This window comes from Marinobacter sp. MBR-99 (genome assembly GCF_040547575.1).
GTDB lineage: Bacteria > Pseudomonadota > Gammaproteobacteria > Pseudomonadales > Oleiphilaceae > Marinobacter.
Genome location: NZ_JBEPPY010000003.1, coordinates 95336 through 117390, shown reverse-complemented (window position 1 = coordinate 117390; position 22055 = coordinate 95336). Strand labels below are relative to the sequence as shown.

Annotated in this window: 22 protein-coding genes; 8 read left to right on the top strand and 14 right to left on the bottom strand. The window is 58.5% G+C overall.

Annotated features, from left to right (window positions below; genetic code table 11):
- The first annotated feature begins 213 nt into the window (after nt 1-213).
- From ABIE59_RS03685 to ABIE59_RS03670, 4 genes are all read left to right on the top strand, one after another.
- Entirely contained in the window at nt 214-1965 is a 1752-nt protein-coding gene (locus tag ABIE59_RS03685; protein ID WP_354444352.1) for a type VI secretion system PAAR protein, read from the top strand.
- Nucleotides 1955-2584 carry a DUF2931 family protein gene (locus ABIE59_RS03680; RefSeq protein WP_354444350.1) on the top strand — a complete coding sequence of 210 codons (630 nt, stop codon included), beginning with the start codon at nt 1955-1957 and terminating at the stop codon, nt 2582-2584. Before ABIE59_RS03685 ends, ABIE59_RS03680 begins: the two co-directional genes overlap by 11 nt.
- Before the next feature lie 324 nt (nt 2585-2908).
- Nucleotides 2909-3247: a hypothetical protein gene (locus ABIE59_RS03675; protein WP_072677933.1), complete on the top strand. Its 339-nt coding sequence runs from the start codon at nt 2909-2911 to the stop codon at nt 3245-3247.
- Nucleotides 3248-3736 (top strand): hypothetical protein, encoded by a 489-nt coding sequence (locus ABIE59_RS03670; protein WP_354444348.1) that lies wholly within the window; start codon nt 3248-3250, stop codon nt 3734-3736.
- A gap of 51 nt (nt 3737-3787) precedes the next feature.
- Here the strand turns inward: ABIE59_RS03670 and ABIE59_RS03665 are convergent, their stop codons facing one another.
- The 3 genes from ABIE59_RS03665 to ABIE59_RS03655 are packed head-to-tail and all read right to left on the bottom strand — an operon-like array spanning nt 3788 to nt 8248.
- Nucleotides 3788-5446: an acetolactate synthase large subunit gene (locus tag ABIE59_RS03665; RefSeq protein ID WP_354444346.1), complete on the bottom strand. Its 1659-nt coding sequence runs from the start codon at nt 5444-5446 to the stop codon at nt 3788-3790.
- Complete coding sequence (locus tag ABIE59_RS03660) at nt 5443-6630, bottom strand: L-lactate dehydrogenase (RefSeq protein WP_061332324.1); 1188 nt, start codon at nt 6628-6630, stop codon at nt 5443-5445. Before ABIE59_RS03660 ends, ABIE59_RS03665 begins: the two co-directional genes overlap by 4 nt.
- Before the next feature lie 4 nt (nt 6631-6634).
- Nucleotides 6635-8248, bottom strand: coding sequence for an FAD-binding dehydrogenase (locus ABIE59_RS03655; RefSeq protein WP_354444344.1), 1614 nt, complete (start codon nt 8246-8248; stop codon nt 6635-6637).
- A 90-nt stretch (nt 8249-8338) separates the two neighbouring features.
- Between ABIE59_RS03655 and ABIE59_RS03650 the strand changes: the two genes are divergently transcribed.
- Nucleotides 8339-9343, top strand: a complete 1005-nt coding sequence (locus ABIE59_RS03650; RefSeq protein ID WP_354444342.1) for an AraC family transcriptional regulator — start codon at nt 8339-8341, stop codon at nt 9341-9343.
- Between the two features lie 2 nt (nt 9344-9345).
- Here ABIE59_RS03650 and ABIE59_RS03645 read toward each other — a convergent pair whose 3' ends face one another.
- The 4 genes from ABIE59_RS03645 to ABIE59_RS03630 form a co-directional block, all read right to left on the bottom strand.
- Nucleotides 9346-11283: a CocE/NonD family hydrolase gene (locus ABIE59_RS03645; protein ID WP_354444340.1), complete on the bottom strand. Its 1938-nt coding sequence runs from the start codon at nt 11281-11283 to the stop codon at nt 9346-9348.
- 177 nt (nt 11284-11460) lie between these two features.
- Nucleotides 11461-12846: a PhoH family protein gene (locus tag ABIE59_RS03640; RefSeq protein WP_061332321.1), complete on the bottom strand. Its 1386-nt coding sequence runs from the start codon at nt 12844-12846 to the stop codon at nt 11461-11463.
- A gap of 24 nt (nt 12847-12870) precedes the next feature.
- Nucleotides 12871-13362, bottom strand: a complete 492-nt coding sequence (locus ABIE59_RS03635) for a CBS domain-containing protein (protein WP_072677927.1) — start codon at nt 13360-13362, stop codon at nt 12871-12873.
- Nucleotides 13363-13466: 104 nt separating this feature from the next.
- Complete coding sequence (locus ABIE59_RS03630) at nt 13467-14198, bottom strand: START domain-containing protein (RefSeq protein ID WP_354444337.1); 732 nt, start codon at nt 14196-14198, stop codon at nt 13467-13469.
- 137 nt (nt 14199-14335) lie between these two features.
- On the opposite strand from ABIE59_RS03630, the gene ABIE59_RS03625 reads away from it, so the two are divergent.
- Complete coding sequence (locus ABIE59_RS03625; protein WP_354444335.1) at nt 14336-15343, top strand: DUF2804 domain-containing protein; 1008 nt, start codon at nt 14336-14338, stop codon at nt 15341-15343.
- A gap of 14 nt (nt 15344-15357) precedes the next feature.
- On the opposite strand, the gene minE is transcribed toward ABIE59_RS03625, so the two are convergent.
- The 5 genes from minE to ABIE59_RS03600 all read right to left on the bottom strand — a co-directional run bounded on the left by minE (nt 15358) and on the right by ABIE59_RS03600 (nt 17918).
- Entirely contained in the window at nt 15358-15609 is a 252-nt protein-coding gene (minE, locus tag ABIE59_RS03620; RefSeq protein WP_061332319.1) for a cell division topological specificity factor MinE, read from the bottom strand.
- A 3-nt stretch (nt 15610-15612) separates the two neighbouring features.
- Nucleotides 15613-16425 carry a septum site-determining protein MinD gene (gene minD / locus ABIE59_RS03615; RefSeq protein WP_061332318.1) on the bottom strand — a complete coding sequence of 271 codons (813 nt, stop codon included), beginning with the start codon at nt 16423-16425 and terminating at the stop codon, nt 15613-15615.
- A gap of 64 nt (nt 16426-16489) precedes the next feature.
- Nucleotides 16490-17254 carry a septum site-determining protein MinC gene (gene minC, locus ABIE59_RS03610; RefSeq protein ID WP_354444333.1) on the bottom strand — a complete coding sequence of 255 codons (765 nt, stop codon included), beginning with the start codon at nt 17252-17254 and terminating at the stop codon, nt 16490-16492.
- Nucleotides 17255-17277: 23 nt separating this feature from the next.
- A complete protein-coding gene (locus ABIE59_RS03605) occupies nt 17278-17640 on the bottom strand; it encodes a HopJ type III effector protein (RefSeq protein WP_354444331.1) in 363 nt (120 codons plus the stop codon).
- Nucleotides 17640-17918 carry a DUF1244 domain-containing protein gene (locus ABIE59_RS03600; protein WP_058091762.1) on the bottom strand — a complete coding sequence of 93 codons (279 nt, stop codon included), beginning with the start codon at nt 17916-17918 and terminating at the stop codon, nt 17640-17642. The genes ABIE59_RS03605 and ABIE59_RS03600 overlap by 1 nt, the downstream gene beginning before the upstream one ends.
- Nucleotides 17919-18033: 115 nt before the next feature.
- On the opposite strand from ABIE59_RS03600, the gene dinB reads away from it, so the two are divergent.
- Nucleotides 18034-19098, top strand: coding sequence for a DNA polymerase IV (gene dinB, locus ABIE59_RS03595; protein ID WP_354444328.1), 1065 nt, complete (start codon nt 18034-18036; stop codon nt 19096-19098).
- A 38-nt stretch (nt 19099-19136) separates the two neighbouring features.
- Here dinB and ABIE59_RS03590 read toward each other — a convergent pair whose 3' ends face one another.
- Nucleotides 19137-19682 carry a phosphatase PAP2 family protein gene (locus ABIE59_RS03590; protein ID WP_354444326.1) on the bottom strand — a complete coding sequence of 182 codons (546 nt, stop codon included), beginning with the start codon at nt 19680-19682 and terminating at the stop codon, nt 19137-19139.
- The gene (locus tag ABIE59_RS03585) at nt 19648-20895 is read right to left on the bottom strand and encodes a glycosyltransferase family 4 protein (RefSeq protein WP_354444324.1); all 1248 of its coding nucleotides are present in this window, start codon (nt 20893-20895) and stop codon (nt 19648-19650) included. The genes ABIE59_RS03590 and ABIE59_RS03585 overlap by 35 nt, the downstream gene beginning before the upstream one ends.
- An 86-nt stretch (nt 20896-20981) precedes the next feature.
- Here ABIE59_RS03585 and ABIE59_RS03580 point away from each other — a divergent pair, with 86 nt between their 5' ends.
- Nucleotides 20982-22019, top strand: a complete 1038-nt coding sequence (locus ABIE59_RS03580; protein ID WP_354444322.1) for an NADP(H)-dependent aldo-keto reductase — start codon at nt 20982-20984, stop codon at nt 22017-22019.
- Nucleotides 22020-22055 lie beyond the last annotated feature (36 nt).

Genomic DNA, 22055 nt, shown 5'->3' with positions numbered 1-22055 from the left:
GCAGCCACATGGTCTCATTACTGACAACTAAAGCCTTTGTGATCAGTTTCCGATTGCGTAGAAACTTCCTTCAGGCCGAGGGGTGCTGATAAACTCTGCTTCGCTGCATAAGGAACACATGCGGTCTGAACAAAGTTGGCATGAGGGCAGGATTGCCCGTCAAGGAACCCCCGGGATTATTCGGGTATCACGGAAGAAGCAAGGAGCAAAGCCATGAGCGGCAAGAAAGTTGTGCTGTTGGGGGATCTAGGTACCGACCATGAGGGTTTCCCGCCCACGCCGGTAATCAACGGTTCCCCGGATGTACTCATCGACGGCAAGCCCGTCGCCCGGGTAGGCGATCAGCTTGCCCAGCACTCCAAACCCAAGCATTCCCCTCATCCGCGTACTATCGCTTCCGGTTCAAGCACGGTTCTCATTAACGGGTTACCCGTTGCCACAACCGGTGGTGCGATTTCCTGTGGTGGAGTCACTATTGGCAGCAGTAGCGTGGTGGTTGGCGATACCCATGCGCCATTGCCATTCTCTGGTGTTTCGGGGGCAAATTCTCACTCCGCGCCTTTGAGCTCAGAATCCGGTACAGCAAAAATACACACAAACGGCACACACGCCTCCTCCGGCGCGCAGCTGCGCAGTAGCGCCTCCAGCCACGCCGGTGGAGGAGGTGGCTCAGCCGCAACCCCTTCTCAGGCCACCAAGGATATTGATGAGTCTGGCAAAACCCTTCGCCTGGGGGTGTTTTTTGATGGCACTGGCAACCATCGGGGCAATGACCAGATCCTGGCGAACCGCGATGTGACGAATGTGGCGAAGTTGTATGACCTGTATCGTGACGATGGCCTTGGCAGCAACTATCGAAGAATCTACGTGAATGGACCAGGCACCATTGACGGCCAGCACACTCCGAATGGATTCGAGGCCTCGGAGGACCTCATGGGGTTGGGTTTGGGCATTGGGCCCGAAGGTGGGCATGACAGGATAGAGTTTGCGATTAGACGGATGCGAAGAGATATCTTTGCTGGGGACTATGAAGAAGTAGTCTTCGATGTATTCGGCTTCAGCCGTGGCGCGGCCCTGGCCCGGCATTTTGTCAATCTGAGCAATGGACAACCGGAAACGGTCCTGCTGCCCCAGTTTAAGGGTGCCTCTTTGCTCGCCCCGATGGTTGGCGTCACACCCGTAGCTGCATTCCCGCCTGGTGTGAAGGTGCGGGTCAATTTTGTTGGCCTGTTCGATACGGTGGGTAGTTTTTATCTGCCCGGAGACAACGCCAACCTGGACTTTAACCTGAATCTTTCGCCCAGCAGTGCTGAGCGGGTTGTGCACCTCACGGCCCATCATGAGATCCGCAAGAATTTTCCATTGAGCAGTATTATGGATGCCAACGGTAGTGGGCCATCACACTTTACGGAGATAGCCGTACCTGGTGCCCATTCCGATGTGGGCGGCGGTTATGAAAACCCGGACAAGGGCTTCGAGAATATTGAGAAGATCGTTCTGGGCATACACTCGGGCCTTGCGGACGGCGGCCATACTCAGCGCACAGCGATTCCACAGCTTGAGGCGAAGTATGCACGCCCAGGCCGGACTGTGGTGGCGGTGCCCCAGCCAAACGGCGATATCCACGTGCAGGAGCGTAGGCGTACACGTAAGGAACTGGCGATATACAACCTACACAGTATGCATGGATTAGCTTTGCAGGCGGGGGTTCCATTGGGAGGACTGGATCCGACTGATATCGATCATGCATTACCTTCCGTCCTCCGGTCAGCAATCGCGTCTTGGCAGTCGGCAGGAGGCTCGCTGGAAACGTCCAGGGATTACCTGCATGGGTTTATCCATACTTCCCATAGTATCTATAAATTTGGGTTAGACCCAGAGTCCTCGGGCAAACGCACGGTTTTCTCTAACAAGCCGGGCAAAGCCATAAAACCATCTTCGGTAGGAGTTGCAAGTGCACAGTGAAAGCGTCCTCAGGGCAACCTTTACCATCCTGTTTTCGTTCCTCGCTGTAGCTTGTTCCTCGGAGCCCCGCGAATACGACTTTGCCGTTTCTGTTGCGGGTGGGCCGCAGGGATGGCCAGTTTGGGTAGAAGATATTTCCTTCGATGAAACGTGGAGTGCCCGTGGCGGGGCACTCCGTGGCGGTTATGATCGCGTGCCCCCCGGGGGAGCTATTGTGGGTATAAGCCCTAAACCTGCCCCCAGCACCGTGCACGCCCGCTGGTTTTCTTTCCGAACCCAAACGTTCTATGAGGTCACCTTCTCGCTACCCGAGGATCTTGATGACAAGCTGCGCAAATGGTACAGAGACTATCCGCTTGATGACTACAACCATACTCTGATCGTTGGGTTTTCGGGTAAAGGCGAAGCACTTGCCTGGTGGGAGGCGTTCTGTAACACCTGCAATTATGATCGCAGCCACGATTTCCACACGCCACTGGCTGAAGACGTTGTCGCTGAAATTGTCGAAGGTGATCCTGGCCGCTACAACGTCAGAACTCGCGATTATGTAGAGGAAGGAATTATTCCGCCACCACCAGCCTGGCTCAGCCGTCGGGCTGATGGTGATGCAGTAAATTGAGAAGCAACTACTCAGGTTAACGGAATTGTGAGTTGGGAGAGGTGAGTGCGCAATAACACGATTCTCAGAATCGGGGTGATTATCCTGCTGCCGCTTTTAGTCACAGCCTGCTCATCGGAACCCCGCGAGTACGACTTCGCCGTGTCCGTGGCGGGAGGCCCAAAAGGCTGGCCGGTTTGGGGCATGGCGTCGCGCTTCATACGTGCGTAGAAGCTGTACGTTATGCCCTCGCTACCTGTCGCAAATACACGGATTTACATGTAGCTGGTTCGGGGATAGTCTCTTGAATGCAACAAATGGACGGTGTAACTCAAGGAGGAAAAAATGGAATGTCCTGATATTACTGGACTAAAGCTTGATTATGATGATTGGGAAGCCATCGAGGATATTCGCAGAAGACAAAGGGCAGGGAATATGCTCGAAATTATAATGCCCGCAGGGGCGTTGGCAACGATATTTCTTGGAAATAATTCGGCACAAGCGACCTTCAATATCAGTGGCTTTGACTTCGTTCTTTTCACGAAAGCAATGTCTCAGGCAGGAGATATTGTAAGAAAATCAATAGAAAAGGAAGCTAGAATGCAATACTTGTCTCCTGGTAAGAGCTATGAGCAGCGTCAGTTCTGGAAGGCTATCTATAGCGGCTGCACAGGAGGTGTATAAATGAAACGTGTAATGATTATTTGTCTTCTTTTCCCAGGGCTTGTTTTGGCTGAAGGCCCAGATTTCGCCAAGAAAACTATTGACCTGAAATTACAGAAGTACGAAGAAAAATTGGTTGCATGCGAAAGGGTAGAGAGTAACAGATATTCACCGGGAGACGATGCATTAGATGTACTGAGAAGGTATGACGACGATGATGTTAGGCGCTTTCTCGTGTCTAAAAGCTCTATATCCCTCCATAACTGCACGATGCCTGAAATAGGTGATGCATCGTTCATCGTCGGAGCCATTCTCGAGTCCCGTGATGTGAGTGAGGCTACTAAAACGTATGCCGCTGACAAGCAATTTCTACTTCACGTGTCATCTTGGGGCTTCTACGAACATTTAAACAACCTTCCTCCAGATATGTTGGCTGAACTGGCAAATTATCATTATTTTGACGAGCCTTTCGATGCACTAAAAATTCTGGATGAGTTGGGTGTTTTCTGATCCAAAGGGCGCAGCCATTCTCCAGTGGTTGCGCCCTTTCTAATTAGCCCCTCAGGGCGCAATTTTCTTCTTAAGCGCCTTGGTCAGTGGCCTTGGCAGGCTCGGCAGCGATTTCAGCAGCCAGGGCAGAACCTTTCTTTTCACACCATTCAATGATTCCGGTACCACCGCCTCAATCAGGTGGGGGCCGGGGTTGTGTTTGGCGTATTCCATGGCTTTGATCAGTTCTTCGGCGGTGGTCACCCGGGTGCCGTGCACCCCCATGCTCTGGGCCAGCAGCGCGTAATTGGTCACCGGGCCACTGATGTCGAGTTGAGACTTGGCCTTGGCCCCCGCTTCCTCTGCGCCAACCCGTTCCAGCTCCACGTTCAGGATGGAGTAGGAGGCGTTGTTGAAGATAATGGTGGTCACGTTCAGGTTTTCCCGGGCCATGGTCCACAGGGCCTGGTTGGTGTACATGGCGGTGCCGTCACCGATCAGTGCGTAGACCTGGCGGTCGGGGCAGGCGATGGCCGCGCCGACCGCGTTTGGCATGCCTTGCCCGATGGCGCCACCGGTGAGGGTGATCATGTCGTGCCTCGGCGAGCCGGCGGTCATGGCGTTGAGCATCAGGCCAGAGGTAATGGATTCATCCACGATGATGCTGTTCTCGGGCATCAGTTCGCCCACCGCACGGCAAACCTTTTCAGCGGTGAGTTTGCCTTTCGGCAGTCCGGGGCGGCCAGGCGCCTGCAGCTTTGGTTGAGCGCTGCTGGCACCGAGGGTATCGGCCAGCTTCTTGAGGCTGGCGGCGGCATCCTGTTCCGGTGTGCTCAGGGTGTGAGCGGTGCAGTTGTCCGGCACCAGGTAACTCTGTTTGCCCGGATAGGCGAAGAAAGATACCGGCGCCTTGGCGTCCACCAGAATCAGATGGTCGAACTCGGAAAGCTGCAGGGTAGCGAGTTCTGCCAGGTAGGCGATCCGCTCCACCGGCGGCAGGCCGGCGCCCCGTTCAATGCGGGTCGGGAAGGTTTCAGCAAACAGGGTGACACCCTTGTGGGCGGCAATGCGGGCTGCTTCCAACAGGGCGGGCTCACGCAGGGCACGACCACCCAGCAGCAGAGCGGTTTTCTTGCCACTGCCAATGGCCTCGGCGGCGGCCTGAACGGCATGGTCATCGGCCGCCGGTGCCTGCGGCTGTGTTGGTGCTGCACAAGGTTTGCCGCCTTCGCCCCAGGACACGTCCGCCGGCAGAATCAGCGTGGCTACCTGGCCCGGCAAACCCCGGGCCGCGGTGATGGCTTCGGCGGCGTCCTGGCAAAGGGCTTCTGTGCTTTGTGACGTGCGCACAAAATTGGGGGAGATGTTGCGGGCCACGGTTTCGATGTCGGACTGCAACTGGGCGTCGTATTTCACATGGTAGGTGGCATGGTCGCCAACAATGTTGACCACCGGCACCTTGCCTTTGCGGGCGTTGTGCAGGTTGGCCAGGCCGTTGCCCAGGCCGCAGCCAAGGTGCAGCAAGGTGGCGGCGGGTTTGTCGGCCATCCGGGCATAGCCGTCGGCGGCACCGGTGGCGACGCCTTCAAACAGGGCCAGCACCGCTCGCATCTTGGGTTCGCTGTCCAGGGCGGCGACAAAATGCATTTCGCTGGTGCCGGGGTTGGTAAAGCAGACTTCAATACCCGAATCCACCAGGGTTTTCATGAGTGCCTGAGCGCCGTTGGTCATTGTTGTTCTCCAGCTTGGGTCAATTTGTGTGTGTTTGGCAGATCCAGGTGGGCTGCGCTGATGTCAGCAATTCGGGTGACGCCGGTCAGGGTCATGGCCAGTTTCAGTTCCTGCTGCCAGGTGTTCAGGAGTCGGGTTAATCCGGCCTGGCCTTCCGCCGCCAGGGCCCAGGCCCAGGGGCGGCCAACCATCACGCCGTTAGCCCCCAGGGCGAGGGCGCGGAAAACGTCCACGCCGTTGCGGATGCCGCCATCCACCAGGATCTCGGTGTCTTTACCAACGGCGGCAACGATATCAGGGAGTTTGCTGGCGGTGGCGGCCACACCGTCGAGCTGGCGACCGCCGTGGTTGGAGACCACGATGCCATCGGCACCCACGTTGACGGCTGCTTTGGCATCGTCCACCTCCAGAATGCCTTTGAGGATCAGCTTGCCGGGCCAGCGTTCCCGCAGCCATTCGATGGCCTGCCAGGTAACGGAGGCATCAAACTGGGTATCCACCCACTGTTTGAACGAATCCAGATTGCTGGCCTCTGGCACTGCGTCGCTCAGGTTGCCGAAGGTCAGCGGTTTGCCTTTTATGGCCACTTGCCAAAGCCAACCCGGCCGCGACAGCAGTTGCTGTGCCTTGAGGGCGACGGAACGGGCACCGCTGCTGTCCAGACCGTTGCGGGTGTCCCGGTGTCTGGGGCCAGGTAGGGGCAGGTCGATGGTGAAAATCAGGGTCTGGCAGCCGGCATTCCAGGCTTTTTTCAGCAGAGTGTCCACGTACTCCCGGTCACGAATCATGTACAACTGGAACCAGAAGGGTGCATTGGCGGCGGCTTTCACTTCGTCCAGCGGGCAGATGCCAACGGTGGATAGGGTGAACGGTACCTCGGCGGCATTGGCTGCCCTTACCGCCTGGGCTTCTCCCCGCTGTGCCATCATGCCGGCCAGCCCCAGGGGCGCCAGGGCCACTGGCATGCTGCAGGATTGGCCGGCCAGCTGGGCGCGGGTGTCTACGTTGTCGACATCAATCAGAACACGCTGGCGCAGGGCGATATCCTGCCAACCGCTGACATTGGCCCGCAGGGTTTGCTCTTCGGTGGCACCGCCGTCCAGGTAGTCTGCCAGGAAACGGGGCAGTTTACGGCGGGCGAGGATCTGGTAATCGGCGGCAGTGGCCGGATAACTCAGGGGCATGGTGTCAGCCTCCGTTGGTGATGGAACGGGCGGCCGCCCGGGCAGTCAGAATGCAACCGGGCAGGAAGGTGCCTTCCAGTGATCGCTTGCCGTTGCTGCCGCCGCCACCAAAACCGGCCGCTTCACCCACACAGTACAGGCCTCGGATGGGCTGGCCGCTGGCATCCAGCACCCGGCTTTGCAGGTCGGTACGAAGGCCGCCCAGGCTCTTGCGGGTGGTCAGTTGCATGTGGATGGCGATGAAGGGGCCGGCCCCTGGTTTTTGCAGTGGTGCCGGTTTGCAGGTGCGCAGCCGGTCCGGCCCCCACTGGCGGGCATGGCGTATCATGCGGATTTGCGGATCGTTGTTCAGCTGGCTGCCTTTGCTGAAATTCGCGTCGAAGGCATCGGCGGAGGCCTTCAAGGTGGCGGCGTCGATGTCCAGGGAGCAGGTGAGGGCATTCATCTTCTTCGCCAGCCCTTCCAGGGTGTCGTCCACCAGGAAGTGACGGCTTTCGTTCTGCATCTGATTCACCAGCGGTTTGTTGCCCAGCAGCAGTTCTTTCAGGAACAGGGGGAATTGCTTGTCCCGGATGCGGGCGTTGTGTTCGGCACCGGAGATAGCAAATTCTTTCAGGGCGATTCGCCGGTTCAGCAGGTGCCAGGTCCAGGGTTTTTCCTGTTCGGCCACGCGCTGGCACAGCCAATGGGTATCGAAGCCGGTCACCAGGGGCTCCGGCCCGATACGCTCGCCCCGGTGGTTCAGCCAGAGCGCGGATTTACATGGAATGGTAGACAGGCCATGGCCCGGGAAATGCGGGTAGGGGTGGGGAAAGCCTGCCGCATAGTTCCACATTTCGCCGGCGTGGGTAATGCGCGCGCCGAGGTGGTCTTTGGCCCAGTGGTGCAGCTTGCCATCGGCAAACGGGTGGGCGCCATTGAGCATGGTGGCCGGTTGCGGGCGATGTTTGGGCCAGTTGGCCCGGCATTCGGCGTGGCTGCCGTTGATACCGCCCATGGCCAACACCACATTAGAGGCCGCAAAACGGACCTCTCCGCCGGTTTCCTCGTTGATGGCAATGGCGCCGCAGACCTCACCCGCCTGATGGTCCAGCCCGGTGATCCGGTGGCGGTGATGAATGGTGAGGCGGCCGCTGGCATTTTCCTCATGCAGGGCGTTAACCATGCAGCGCACCAATTCCCGGGAGGTGCCCCAGGTAACATGGTAGCGGGGCACGCTGTTGCCATCGCCGAACCGGCCACGCTCTACCCAGTTCACCGCAGGCATGAATTTAATGCCCTCGTTGGCGAGCCAGTCGTGCACCTCGGAACGGGAATGTTCAACGTAATAGCGGGCCCACTGCATGGGCCATTCATCATTGGGGGCCAGTTCACCAAAGCGCAGCCAGTCCTGAAGGGCCAGTTCCGGCGAGTCGGCAATTCCCATACGCCGCTGCAGTGGGGTGTCGATCAGCGCCATGCCACCAAAGGCCCACAACGCGAGGCCGCCAAAGCGTTCGGGGGTGTCCCGGTCAACGATGGTGACAGTCTTGCCCGCCCGCAGGGCTTCGAGGGCGGTAACCATGCCCGCCAGGCCGCCGCCGGCAATCAGGATGTCTGAGCAATCAGGTTTTGCCATGGTGCATGTCCAAAATGTGTTTTTGGTTTTGTTGTTACAGACCATATAACGCTATGATCGGATCTGAATTGACTTCAGAGGCCAGAATAATTGACTTTAGAAGCCACCGTTTCCATGGGGTGGGTCAACACCGTGATCGATACCGCCCGACGTCTGGGGGTTGGCGACACCGTGTTGCTCGAAACTGCGGGCTTGCCAGCACAGGCGCTGAGCTGGGAACGCTGGCCCATCGATTTCATTACCCGGCTCTGGCACGCCGCCGAGCGCTGTACCGACGATCCGGGTTTTGGTCTGAAAGTGGGCACGGGCGTGCGCCCGGCCAGCATTGATGCCGTCAGTTTTGCCATGCAGAGTGCGGCCACGCTGCGCGAAGCCATTACCCTGGTGCAGAAGTATCAGCGCCTGATCTCCGACGGTGGGCGCTTCCAGATGTTGCCCGGTAGCCGGGGTACCTGGATTGTCTACCATCCAAGGCAGGGCCGGCTGGCATTCAGCCCCCACCAGATTGAGGCTGTATTGTCGGCGGTGGTGAGCCTGACAGACTGGATAGCGGGATCGGCGGTGCGGCCGGTGCGGGTGCAGTTCAGTCAGGCGCGGCTTGGGCCGGTTCGCGGTTACCGGGAGGTGTTTGGCTGCCCGGTGGATTTTGAGCAGGCATTCAGCGGGCTGCTGGTCGGAAATGAGTTACTGGACAAACCCTTGCCACAGGCGGATCCGGCCCTGGCTCAAGTGCATGAACAGTACAATGCCGGGCGACTGGCGGCCCTCGAAAAAGGCGCTGTATCGGCGGAGGATCTTCGCCAGTGGCTGATGGCCAGGATAGGGCCAACGCTTCCCCGGCGCGCGGAAGCGGCCAGGGTGCTGGGCATCAGTGAGCGCACCCTGGCGCGTCGCCTGGATACCCAAGGCTACACTTTCAACAGTTTGCTGGACGAAGTACGCCGGGAGCTTGCCCTTGCGGCGGTGCGGGAATCCCGCCAGTCCCTGGCAGACATTGCCCTGTCCCTGGGGTTTGCCGAACCCAGTACCTTCTACCGGGCCTTCCATCGATGGACGGGGATGCCCCCGGCGCGCTGGCGCCGGGAGTCATCATAGCCCTACTTGATGGATGTGAGCCGATTTTGACCATCGGAGGTCAGGATCGGCAGTGCCACTTCGCCGGAAACCTGAACCGCTGGGACCAACAGGTCGCGGGAGAAGGCACCCACAAACGTCGGGTGCTGGCCGTAAATCATCAGTACGAGACGGTCACCATCGCTCAGCCGCTCTGCAATACCCGTGAGCTGAACCTTATGGTTACCCAGGCCGCGGATTGGTTGCACTTGCTCGTCAATGAGTTCCGGTGCGCCAAATCCGTTTTTGATCACGCCCACGCCAACAAACAGGATGGCGTCGCAGGTGCCCAGGCTCAGAATCGGATCAGAACTTTCAAGGCAGGCATTGTCCAGAGTCTCCGAGCCAAGACTGACATTGAGATCGACGGTGGGGATGCCGGCAATCACGCCATCTTCCGGCATGGTGGTCAGGGGAACGATGGTGGGCAGCACACCAGCCGGGCCGATCAGCGCGGAAACCGGGAATGACGCTCCGAGTATGTCATGGGCAATCGGGAAGCTCTGGCCGCCCACGGTCACCTCCGGCGCGGATACAGCGTCACCCGGAGACAGGGTGTAGCAGATCTGTTGGCCGGTGGTGATCACATTGTCTGCATTACCTTTGCCCAGCAGCTTCTCGTTAAACCAGGCCACGGTCGCCCGGTTGATCTCGATATCGCCGCAGCTGGCCAGGGTGTTCAGGCCGGCGGCAGGCAGTTCGGGCACTGCGCCCAAATAGAAATCAAAACTGGCCAGGGTTTCCTGAATCAGCCCCACGTTGGGTGCCAGGTAGTGATGGCTGAACGGGTAGGTCAGCAGCCTCACATCGCCACCGGCTTTCTTCATCGACAGGTAGTTTTCATAGGCTTCGTTAAACGGGAACAGGCTGTCGCGCAGGCCCTGGAACATCAGCACATCCACCGGGTAGGGCGTGCTCTGGGGTGTCTTGATGATATAGCGGCCATCGCTGGTAATGGGCAGCCGGCCGGTGATCGGGTCAAGCAGGTATTCCTGACTGTTACCGCTGTCGAACAGCTCAAGCCCGCGCTCGTTATCCGAGAAGTAGCTGGGGCTGTGGTAGTGGAAGAAGTCCAGAGCGGCCTCCGGGAACCGGTTGCCGACAATGCCATCGATCAGGGTGCTTCGAATAAACGGGTCCATAGCGCCCCCGGTGCCGGCATCACCGGCCAGGGACAGGAACGCTGCCCAGTAGTTCTTGGTGACGCCGCCCTGGTTCAGGCTGTAGGTAAGATCATGCCAGGTGATCTGGGGCACCATGGCGTCCATGCGCTGATCCGGGTCTACGTTGTAGAGCAGATACTGGAAACCACCACCGTAACTGCCTCCAACACCGCCGAGCAGCAGATTGTTGTCCCGGTATTTCAGGTAATCCAGATGGGTTTCGGCCCAATCGACAATCTGTACCAGGTCTTCGCCTTCAAAGTCCGGGTCCATTACCCGAACCGTTCCGCCGCTTTCTCCATGGCCTCGCTGATCAATACTGATCACAGCATAGCCCGCGTCTATCAGCGGCTTGATCGGTGCCAGAGGGTCATCGCCTGCGGTTGTGGTGCGTGAACCACTGAAACCATGGCCCTGCAGTATCAGCGGGTGCTTGGTATCGCAGTCGAACAATGAGGGTTCGAATACCTCGAACACGATGGCGGCACCGTCCACGCGGGATGGCATTTGTACCCGGTAGCTCCGGCCGCCAGCCAGGTCGGTTGCCTGATTACACGAGGCAGGCTCGAGCGCGCTGGTGCTGGCTGGCATGGGGCGGCTGATGGCTCTGGCGGTCGGTTGCGGTTGGTTGGCTTGTGGCGTGCTGGCCTGTACACCGGAGTTGTTGGTTTCCGGGGCGGCGTCGTTGCCACCGCCGCCACAGGCAGCCAGAAGGGCAGCGCTCAAGCTGGTGATAGCGAACTTGGTTAGATGGTTCATCGGTTTGCCTTATTGTGAGTTGTTGTAACGACAGGTGTCGAAATGTGACAGAGTTCACGATAAGGCGGAAAGAGGGGCGGCACGATGGCCAGTCTGCCGGCCAAAAATGGCGAGAGGGCCAAAAGGCCCTCTGCGACAAGTGTCAGAATTGGCCGGCAGGCGGAGCCGGCGATGGCGTTAGAGGTTGGCTTCGGCGAACTCCGCCAGCACCGACCTCGGTACACCTTGCAGGTGAATGTGGCCTCCGTGGCGGAAGCCCTTGAAGCGCTCGGTCATGTAGGTCAGGCCGGAGCTTAGCGGGCTGAGGTAAGGCGTATCGATCTGCGCCAGGTTGCCCAGGCAAATCACCTTGGAGCCGTTACCGGCACGGGTGATGATGGTTTTGATCTGGTGCGGGGTCAGGTTCTGGGACTCGTCAATAATGATCAGGCTGTGCTGGAAGCTGCGGCCGCGGATGTAGTTCATGGATTTGAAGTGCAGCGGCACTTTGCTGAGGATGTAGTCGACGCTGGCGGTCATGTTCTCATCGTCTTCGTGCAGGGCTTCCAGATTGTCCACGATGGCGCCCAGCCAGGGCTCCATTTTCTCCGCCTCGGTGCCAGGCAGAAAGCCGATGTCTTCGTCCAGCCCCTGGGTAGACCGGGTGGCGATGATCCGCTTGTAAAGCTTGCTGGCCACGGTCATTTCAATGCAGGCGGCCAGGGCCAGGATGGTTTTGCCGGAGCCGGCGGAGCCGGTCAGGTTAACCAGGTGGATGTCCGGGTCCAGAAGCAGGTGCAGGGCCATGGCCTGGTAGATATCCCGTGGCACCAGCCCCCAGACTTCCTCGTTCATCAGGTCGTGCTGGTGCAGGTCTTTGATCACCAGCTGGTCGTCGGAGATGTCCACCACCTGGCCGACAAAACCGTGTTCATCAATCACGAACTCGTTGATGTTCAGTCTGGCCAGTTCGCCCTCACGTTTGAGCAGGTGTTCGGTGACCCCTTCACGCTGTACCGTTTCTACCTTGGCGATGTTATCCCAGAAGGAGTTCTGGAACTCCTTGTAGCCTTTCGGTAACAGATCGATGTCATCCAGCAACTGGTCGTTGTGGTAATCCTGGGCTTCCACACCAAAGCCCCGGGCTTTCAGGCGCATGTTGATGTCTTTGCTGACCAGGATAATGTCACGGGATTTGTGCCGGGCCTGCAGGGCGGCCAGGGTATTGATGATCTTGTTGTCGTTCAGGTGTTCCGGCAGGGAATGATTGCCGATGCCCTCGGTACTCATGATGATCGACAGGGTGCCCAAAGGCTCCGCCTTTTTGCCGCGAACAATCGGCACACCTTTTTCAATCACTTTCGGGCTGGCATCGCCCAACAATTTGTCGATGTTGCGAATGGCCTGGCGGCAATCGGCGGCGACGGTCTGTTTGCCGGACTTGAGGCTGTCGAGTTCTTCGAGAACCGTCATCGGAATGATGACGTCGTGTTCTTCAAAATTCAGGAGGGCGTTCGGGTCGTGAATCAGGACGTTGGTGTCGAGGACGTACATTTTTCGGCGAGCTTGCGGTGCTCTTGGCATAGGTAGGGCTACCTCTCTGGTGGCTCAGTCGTTCTCGGCGCAGCGTTGCGTCAGTTCCTTCTGGGAAATCAGCTTCAGCATATCGTAAGTGGTTATGATACCGGTAATTTTTGAGTCCCTGGTGACAAAAATACGGTGCAGGTGTTCGCGCATCATGATATTGGCAATGTCTCGCACCGGGGTATCTTCGTCAACCGAAAGTACGATGGGGGTCATGATATCTCGCACTTCAACAGGCACCTTGCCCATTTCCTCGAAGATGACCATGCGTAGTCGACGGGCTTCCTCCTGCTCTTCCGGGGTCAGGCTGGGCTGGCCCTCGGAGCGAGTCGCATTCCAACGGAATTCGGTGATGTCCTTGAGCGTCGCGATGCCGATAATATCGCCGTTGTCGTCTGTTACCGGGCTACCGGTGATTTCGTTGTCCGTCAGAAAACGCGCCAGCCGGTCCATGGTCCAGTGGTGTGGTACGGCTTTGACGGTTGGGGTCATGATCTCATGGGCGAGAACGCTCATTGGTGGGCTTCTTCCATTTGCAGTCCTTTTGATGAAGCTTAGCCGTTCCTTGGCTGTCCGTCACCCCTGTATCATTGTGTTGTTCAACCCCTGGCATCGGTTGGTTAACGGTCAGCGGGGATGACCGCCTGAAGATTGCCGTTTTCACCCCATTCAAGTTGGTAGCCTTGATACTTGTCTTCTTTGGCCACGGCCTCCAGCGCTTGCAGGGACTTCACTGGGATGTCGACCAGCAGGTTATTCACCAGCCAACCCGGGAGTGCTCCGTTGGGTTCGGTGTGTTGCACCCAGACCATATGGGTTTTATCGCCGTTAGGGGTGAAACGGTACAGGGTGTCTGAGCGATCAACCCGAACCCGGCTATTGAATTCCGCCCGCATACCCGGCACGGCATTCAGGTCCATCACCACTTCGCCGGTGTCGGCGTTGCCACGGGTGCGTATACGCAGCACGTAATCCCGGTCGGTCACCGGCCAGGGCATGTCGTTAACGGAGTAAGCGTATCGATCGTGGAACTCGCCCTGGCCAAAGGCGTAGGATTCTGTGCAGTTATGGACCCACTCTTTGCAGGATTCCGGGTTGATCATCACTGCCATGAGGTTTTCCAGGGGAACGTCCAGATCAGCCACGGCCTTGAAGGCCTGAAACCCGGAATCGCTCTGGTCCATGGTGTAAATGCGAATGTTGTCGACTTCCTTGCGCAGGGTCCACTCCACGGCATCCTCCGGCGGTAGAGGCGGGTGGTCACTGGCCAGGCTGGGCAAGGTCAGAAACATGAGGGTAGACAGTGCGCCCGCCATCATGCCCTTGAAGCCATGGGCTCTGGTTATTGTCATAATCTACACTTCCGTGATGAAGGTGTGCCGAGCTTACCATGGAGCCGCTTATTGCTTTTCGGCAGGAATTAGGGATTGTGAACCAGGTAGCGTACTGTTGCGCTTCAACTTATGAATGGCCTGATCTGACGACAAATATGAACAAAAAAAACCTGATTGACGCCAAGGGCAGAATTGCACCGGGAGTGCTGGAACACCCGGTTGAGACGATTAACTACATGGACTACGACCTGCGGACGGTCATGGACCGGCCCCGGTCCCGGTTGGCCCGGCGCTGGCGGTTCAACCAGTTCCAGTTTGTCAGCGCCATGGCGCCGGGCTGGGTGTTCGGCATGGCAATTGTGGACCTGAAACTGGTGGGCAACGGTTTTTTCTATCTGTTTGATTTTGAAAGTGGCCAAATGTTTGAGCAGTCGTTCATGCAGCCGCTGGCCCGGCACACCGATATTGAACCCTATCCCGAACATGGTCATGCCCGGTTCCGCAAAGGCGAGGTGTCGATGGCCATCGAGCCGGCTACCGGAGGCCGCAACATCCGGGTAACGGCCCCGGGTAACATTCAGGTGGACCTGGAGTTGCAAGACACCGAACAACCCCTGAGGCTGGTTTGCCCGGCAGGCTACAATGGCTGGGTTTTTACCCGTAAATCGGCCGGTGTGCCGGTTGAGGGAGAGGTGCGTTGGGGCCAGCAGGTGTGGCGCTGTGATGAGCAAACCCGTGGCTCCATCGACTGGAGTTGTGGCTTTATGCGCCGGGAAACTGCCTGGAATTGGGCCTGTCTTGCCGGGGTAACGGAGCGGCGGGTGTCTGTGGGGCTTAATCTGGCGGCCGGTGTGAATGAAACCGGGATGACTGAAAATGCCCTGTGGCTGGATGGCCGGTGTGTGAAGCTGGGCGCCGCCCGCTTCGAGTTTGACCGGTATCGGCCGGGTGCCGATTGGCGGGTTACCACCGAGGATGGCCTGGTGGACCTGAGCTTTGTGCCTGCAGGCATGCGCAAGGAACGCCTGAACGCTGGCGTGCTTGCCTCCAATTTCCGGCAGTTTGTGGGTACGTTCCGGGGCACGGTCAGAGATGAGGCGGGCCAGTCAGTCCCCGTAGACGGGCTGCGGGGACTGATGGAAGACCACTATGCCCGCTGGTAAGGCGGGCGTAGCGATTATTTTTCCGGCAGGGTGACGTTCAGTTCCAGTACCGAGCAACTTTCGTTACGGTCTACGTCTACCTGAACCATATCGTCACTGATCTGCACATACTTGCGAATCACGTCCAGCAGCTCCTTCTGGAGCTGTGGCAGGTAATCCGGCATGTCGCGCTGGCCCCGTTCGTGGGCCACGATAATCTGCAACCGTTCCTTAGCAACGCTCGCAGTATTGGTCTTCTTGCTTCGGAAATAATCCAGAAAACTCATCCCTTAGCCCCCTTTGAACATCCGTGAGAAGAAACCTTTTTTCTGAGAGGTCATGAAGCGGTGTTCGCGCTCCTCTCCCAGAAGCCGGGCAACGGCGTCGTCATAGGCCTGGCCGGCATCGCTCTGGTCTTCCAGAATCACCGGCAGGCCCTGGTTGGAGGCGTTCAGTACCACCTGGCTCTCCGGGATTACGCCCAACAGCGGTATCGCCAGAATCTCTTCGACATCGGTCACCGACAGCATCTCGCCGCGTTCTACCCTGTCCGGGTTGTAGCGGGTCAGCAGCAGGTGTTCCTTGACCGGGTCCTGGCCCATCTCGGCGCGCCGCGACTTGCTCTGGAGGATGCCCAGAATGCGATCGGAATCCCGCACAGAGGAGACTTCGGGGTTGGTGACCACAATGGCCTCATCGGCATAGTACAGGGCCATCAGAGCGCCGTGTTCAATGCCTGCCGGGGAATCGCAGACGATGTAATCGAAGGTTTCCGACAGTTCGTTGATGACCTTTTCCACACCGTCTTTGGTCAGTGCTTCTTTTTCACGGGTCTGGGAGGCGGGCAGAATAAACAGCGTGTCTACCCGTTTGTCTTTGATCAGCGCCTGATTAAGTGTGGCTTCGCCCTGGATCACGTTGACGAAGTCATACACCACGCGGCGCTCACAATTCATGATCAGATCAAGGTTGCGCAGGCCCACATCGAAGTCGATTACGACGGTCTTGTGGCCGCGCTTGGCAAGGCCGGTACTGATTGAGGCGCTGGTGGTGGTTTTGCCAACGCCGCCCTTTCCTGAGGTAACGACAATGATTCTAGCCAAGGTTCAGTTCCTGTTTCGCAGTGGATTCGTCATGTCTTCAACGTTGTTATTGGCTGTCACAACATCAGGCCTTGTCCAGTGGCGTCACCACCAGCAGGTCGTCCCTGAGCTGGATCTGCACAGCGCTTTTCCAGCCATTGTCCTGAAGATCTTCGGAGATTTTATAGTGTCCGGCGATGGACACAAGCTCTGCTTCAAGTGACTGGCAGAATACCCGGGCGGTTTCAGCCCCATGGATGCCTGCCAACGCCCGCCCCCTGAGTGGTCCGTACACGTGGATATTGCCTGCGGCGAGCACTTCGGCACCGGCCTGAACCGGGGCCAGGATGATCAGGTCCCCTTCCGGCGCATAGACCTGCTGGCCCGAGCGAACGGTTTGGCTGACGATCTTGGCCGCAGCCGGTTCGCTGGTGGGAACGTCAGCGGGGCTGGAGGTCTCGGCTTCCGGACTGGATGCCTCATCAGGCTTTGTCCGGGCCGGTGCCTGGTCGCGCGGGCTGCTGCCGGGAAACAGCGCCAGTGAGGCCCCGCGCGCCAGGCGGCGCTGATCGTCGTTGCCGGCCCGAACGCCGATCACATGGATGTTATGGCGGCGGCAGGTGCCGATCATCTTGAAGAAGTCCAGCTCACTGTCCAGCCCCTCGTATTTCTCCAGGCTGATCACCAGGGGGATATCTTTGAAAAATCCCGGAGCCTGGCTGATCTTGTCCCGGAGATTGGCTTCGAAATCGTCGTTGTCGAAGTAATAAAGTTCCAGGGCTGTCAGCGAAACAGAGGCACTTTTCAGCTGGAAACTCTGTTTTAGCCCGGAGGCGGCGGTATCGCTCATGAATCAGTGTCTTCCCTGGTGGCTTACTGGTTGGGTTCGTTGCGGGCTCGCAGTGGCTGCTGATCAAACCGGATGCCAGACCAGCCTGTGCTGATGAACTGGCGGATGTTGCCATGGCTTTCGCCTGCTGGGTCGCCCAGTACCTGCTGATAGTGTTGGGCAAACAGGTTCAGGGTATCCGCCTCGTTCAGGTTGCAGTACTGGCCCAGTGCGAAGACCCGGCAGGAACCGGCATTTTCGCCGGCTTCATTTCTCAGGGGGCCATTGTTGAAGCCCGTGGGCTGAAATTCGAAATACTGGTCGATCAGCGCCAGGGTATCATCAAAATTGGCGTGGCCCGCGTCGAGAGAAGCCAGGTGGATGCGCACTGCCTCATTGATATTCATTATTTGTGATCCTGCTTCGGACCAATCTGATATTTTTCTTTCCACTGCTCATAGGGCATGCCGTAGATTTCTTCCCGGGCGTCCGGATCGGATAGCTCAAAGCCTCTTTCCTGTGCTTCTGCCCGGTACCATTTGGACAGGCAGTTGCGGCAGAAGCCCGCCAGGTTCATCAGGTCAATGTTCTGCACGTCGGTATTCTGGCGTAAATGCTCCACCAGGCGCCTGAAAGCAGCGGCTTCGATCTCAGTGCGGTCAGACTCGGGTATGGGGTTGGTCATGGGGCCTCGCAGATGACGTTCCGGTTTGATGTTCGGGTTCCTGACATTCTCTGCATGTTAGCTTAAGATACAAGGCTGTATAAATGTACAGATTGTTTACGCGAGCCCACGGACCATGCCCCAGCGCAAGATCATTCATGTGGATTGCGACTGCTTCTATGCGGCGGTCGAGATGCGCGACGACCCAACGCTGAGGGACGTGCCCCTTGCGGTTGGGGGCGCCGGAGGCCGGGGCGTGGTGACGACGTGCAACTACCGGGCAAGGGCCTTTGGTGTGCGCTCGGCCATGCCCGGCAGTGAAGCCCGCAGGCTCTGCCCGGGGCTGGTGACCGTGCCACCGGATATGGCGCGATATCGGGCGGTGTCTCAGCAAGTAATGGCCATTCTCCGGGAAATGACCGATCTGGTTGAGCCCCTCTCACTGGATGAAGCCTTTCTGGATGTGTCTGACATAACGGAACACCGGGGCAGCGCCACCCTGATGGCCCGGCATTTGCGCGAGCGGGTCCGGCAGGAAGTGGGTATTACCATCTCCGCCGGCGTGGCCCCGAACAAGTTTCTGGCCAAGATTGCCAGTGACTGGCGCAAGCCCGATGGCCTGTTTGTGATCACGCCGGAGCAGGTGCCGGAGTTTGTCGAATCCCTGCCGGTGGAAAAGCTGTTCGGTGTGGGACAGGTGACGGCCGCCAAACTGCATTCAATGGGCGTGAAAACCTGCGGTGACATGCAGTTGCTGGGGGTGGACACCCTGATTGAGAAATTCGGCAAGCAGGGCTACCGGTTATCTGAAATGGCTGCGGGCCGGGATGAGCGGCCGGTGATTGTCTCGCGGGTGGCGAAATCGGTCAGCGTGGAGCGGACGTTTTCCCAGGATCTGCCGGATAAGACCGCCTGTGAAACCGTGATGCCCGCCCTGGTGGCGGATCTCAATCTGAGACTGGCCAGGAAGGGGCGGCAGAAGCCCATCCACAAGCTGTTTGTGAAAATCCGCTACAGTGATTTTTCAACCCATACCCTGGAGCGGGTACGGGACTCAGTGGCCGAACCCGAGGTTGCCGATTACCAGCCCTTGCTGGATGAGTTGGTCACCCGCGAGGATCGCCCGGTTCGTTTGTTGGGTGTAGGCGTGCGTTTTCGCAACGATGAAGCCCCGGTTACCCAGCTGAGGCTGTTCGACTGATTTTTCTTTTTGGCTTGAGCTTTCCGGAATTCAAAACATCAAGCGAACATCACCACCGACCCCCAGCCCATGGCAGCGCCGATGACGGCGCCGGCGGCGACGTCGCTCGGATAGTGGAGGCCCAGGACCACCCGAGAGGCGGCTACGGAAAGCGTGAAGGGCAACACATACCAGCCTGCCACCGGCATAACCACGAATAGCATGGCCTGGAAACAGGCCGCATGCAGGGTGTGCCCGGATGGGAAGCTGTAGCGATCCAACGGCGGGGTGCCGCAGTTAATGGCCGGAAACGAGATAAACGGGCGCTCCCGGATCAGTTTGTGTTTCAGGCCTTTGTAGGTGAGGGTGCAGGTGAGTCCGGTAAAGGCCATCAGCACCGCCAGCCCCAACCCCTGTTCCGGAGCCAGCAGAGGCAGGGCGAGGATCAGTGCGTACCAGAACCAGCCGTCGCCAAGGCGGCTGACGACCCGGAAGTAGCTCAGTACAGGCCGGAACCTGACTGTACGGTTGATGGCCTGGCACAGCGCATACTCGCGCTGGTCGGCCAGGTCAAAGAAGCGAGATGCCTTGTTTGCTAATGCCATGGTATCGGGCCTGTGCCGGTTGGTTGAGTACCAGGTGTTCAAACTGTTCAATCTGGCTGTTCCAGCTAAGATCCAGCGCATCCAGGCGGGCCTGGGCGCGAACCCGGTTCAGAAGCGTGGGCTGGTCAGCCAGTCGCAGTGCGTGGTTGATAAAGGCTTCGTCTTCCGCCAGCCCTGCCTTCAGTCCGTTCTCTTCATGGCGAAGGTGCTCGGCGGCCGCGGCGTCGTCAAAGGCGATCACGCCCAGCCCGCTGGCCATGGCCTCAAGGACTACGTTGCCAAAGGTGTCGGTTTTGCTTGGAAACAGAAACAGGTCGCCCGAGGCGTAGTGCCTGGCCAGATCCTCTCCGCGCTGGGTGCCGCAGAAAATGTATTCCGGGTGGCGTTCCGCCAGTTGTTTACGCATTGGGCCATCGCCCACAAGAATGAAACGGGCATTGGGGTGGAGGCCACGGATCCGTTCAAAGCAGGCGACCGCCATGCGCAGGTTCTTCTCGGCGGCCAGTCGGCCCACGTAGAGTACCGCCCGGTCACTGCTGGTCAGCCCCCAGCGGGCGCGCAGGTCATGGTCACGTTTGTGGGGAGTAAAGCGATGACAGTCCACACCGCGGCTCCACAGGCCGGTCGGGTGGATACCCATGGCTTGTGTAACCGTTTGCATTTTGCGGGTTGGCACCAGGGTGATGGCGGTTCGGTTATGGAACCAGCGGCCATAGGCGCAGAGCAGTCGTTCCAGGCCCCCGGCACCGTAGTAACGGGAGTAGCTGTGGAAATTGGTGTGAAAGCCGGACGACACCGGGATGCCAAGACTTCGGGCGGCGGATACCGCCGCGACCCCCAGCGGGCCCTGAGTGGCAACGTAGATGGCGTCTGGGCGTTGGCTTTGCCATAGCCTTTTCAGGCTGGCCTGGCGCGATATGCCGAACTGCAGGTCGCTGTATCCGGGCAGGGGCAGGCCGGTGACCAGCAGTTCACGGGTGAAGAGACCATCGCCCGTGCTTTCAAACAACCCTTTCTGTTCATGGGCCTGCTTGGGCCGCACAACGGTGATCTTGTGTCCGCGCTGCATCAGCCCCTGGCACAGATGCTTCAGGGTGTTGGCCACGCCGTTGATTTCCGGCGGAAACGTCTCCGAAACAATGGTAATGTGTTGCGGGCGCCGGTCAGTCAGCCTGGGGTTGGTCACGATGCGTCCTGAAAATGTCACTGTCATGCTTCTACTATGGAAATCCGGCATGACAGCCATGCGACAACTTTGTGACATTCCCTTTACGTCTTCTATGTGCACGAGGAGAACTCATGCAAACGCGAAAACTTGGACAAACCGACATTGACGTCAGTCTGATCTGCCTGGGAACCATGACCTGGGGAGAGCAGAACACCGAGCAGGAAGCGTTTGAACAACTGGATTATGCCACTGGAGCTGGTATCAACTTCATTGACGTGGCCGAGATGTATCCAGTGCCGCCACGGGCGGAGACCCAGGGTTTGACTGAAAGCTACCTGGGCAACTGGCTTGCTCGCCGGGGACGCCGGGACGATCTGGTCATCGCCACCAAGGTGGCCGGGCCAGGCAATGGTTTGAGTTACCTGCGCGGCGGCCCGAGACTGACTCGGGAGCATATTCGGGAGGCCTGTGAAAACAGCCTGAAGCGTCTGCAAACCGATTACATCGACCTTTATCAGGTGCACTGGCCAGACCGCAGCGCAAACTTCTTTGGCAAGCTGGGGTATCAGCGTAACCCGGATGAAACCTCGACACCCATTGAGGAAACCCTGGGTGCCCTTAATGAGCTGGTCAAGGAGGGCAAGGTTCGCCACGTTGGCTTGTCCAACGAAACGCCCTGGGGGACCATGGAATATCTTCGCCTGGCCCGCGAGAAGCAGTGGCCTAGGGTGGTTTCCATCCAGAATCCTTACAGTCTGCTCAACCGGTCGTTTGAGCTTGGCCTGGCGGAGTTTGCCCACCGGGAAGGCACCGGATTATTGGCCTATTCACCCCTTGCATTCGGCATGCTGACCGGTAAGTATCTGGGGGGCAAATGGCCGGAGAAGGCCCGCTTGACGCTTTACGAACGTTTCAGCCGATACACCGGGGAAAGGGCGGCTGATGCTACTCGTGCCTACGTGGAACTGGCTCATCACCATGGGTTGACCCCGGCGCAGCTGGCGTTGGCCTGGGTGAATAGCCGGGAGTTTGTAACCAGCAATATTATCGGCGCAACCACCATGGATCAGCTGAAGGAAAATATCGGGTCTGCGGATATCCGGCTCAGCCCTGACCTGGTGGCGGCCGTAGAGGCTATTCACGACGAGTTCACCTACCCCTGTCCCTGAAGAGCCAACCGCCAGAGGTGTCGCCCTGTTTCATTG

Coding starts and splice junctions, on each gene's coding strand:
- ABIE59_RS03685 (WP_354444352.1), top strand. CDS start 214: ATGAGCGGCAAGAAAGTTGTGCTGTTGGGGGATCTAGGTACCGACCAT.
- ABIE59_RS03675 (WP_072677933.1), top strand. CDS start 2,909: ATGGAATGTCCTGATATTACTGGACTAAAGCTTGATTATGATGATTGG.
- ABIE59_RS03670 (WP_354444348.1), top strand. CDS start 3,248: ATGAAACGTGTAATGATTATTTGTCTTCTTTTCCCAGGGCTTGTTTTG.
- ABIE59_RS03665 (WP_354444346.1), bottom strand. CDS start 5,446: ATGACCAACGGCGCTCAGGCACTCATGAAAACCCTGGTGGATTCGGGT.
- ABIE59_RS03660 (WP_061332324.1), bottom strand. CDS start 6,630: ATGCCCCTGAGTTATCCGGCCACTGCCGCCGATTACCAGATCCTCGCC.
- ABIE59_RS03655 (WP_354444344.1), bottom strand. CDS start 8,248: ATGGCAAAACCTGATTGCTCAGACATCCTGATTGCCGGCGGCGGCCTG.
- ABIE59_RS03645 (WP_354444340.1), bottom strand. CDS start 11,283: ATGAACCATCTAACCAAGTTCGCTATCACCAGCTTGAGCGCTGCCCTT.
- ABIE59_RS03640 (WP_061332321.1), bottom strand. CDS start 12,846: ATGCCAAGAGCACCGCAAGCTCGCCGAAAAATGTACGTCCTCGACACC.
- ABIE59_RS03635 (WP_072677927.1), bottom strand. CDS start 13,362: ATGAGCGTTCTCGCCCATGAGATCATGACCCCAACCGTCAAAGCCGTA.
- ABIE59_RS03630 (WP_354444337.1), bottom strand. CDS start 14,198: ATGACAATAACCAGAGCCCATGGCTTCAAGGGCATGATGGCGGGCGCA.
- ABIE59_RS03625 (WP_354444335.1), top strand. CDS start 14,336: ATGAACAAAAAAAACCTGATTGACGCCAAGGGCAGAATTGCACCGGGA.
- minE (WP_061332319.1), bottom strand. CDS start 15,609: ATGAGTTTTCTGGATTATTTCCGAAGCAAGAAGACCAATACTGCGAGC.
- minC (WP_354444333.1), bottom strand. CDS start 17,254: ATGAGCGATACCGCCGCCTCCGGGCTAAAACAGAGTTTCCAGCTGAAA.
- ABIE59_RS03605 (WP_354444331.1), bottom strand. CDS start 17,640: ATGAATATCAATGAGGCAGTGCGCATCCACCTGGCTTCTCTCGACGCG.
- ABIE59_RS03600 (WP_058091762.1), bottom strand. CDS start 17,918: ATGACCAACCCCATACCCGAGTCTGACCGCACTGAGATCGAAGCCGCT.
- dinB (WP_354444328.1), top strand. CDS start 18,034: ATGCCCCAGCGCAAGATCATTCATGTGGATTGCGACTGCTTCTATGCG.
- ABIE59_RS03590 (WP_354444326.1), bottom strand. CDS start 19,682: ATGGCATTAGCAAACAAGGCATCTCGCTTCTTTGACCTGGCCGACCAG.
- ABIE59_RS03585 (WP_354444324.1), bottom strand. CDS start 20,895: ATGACAGTGACATTTTCAGGACGCATCGTGACCAACCCCAGGCTGACT.
- ABIE59_RS03580 (WP_354444322.1), top strand. CDS start 20,982: ATGCAAACGCGAAAACTTGGACAAACCGACATTGACGTCAGTCTGATC.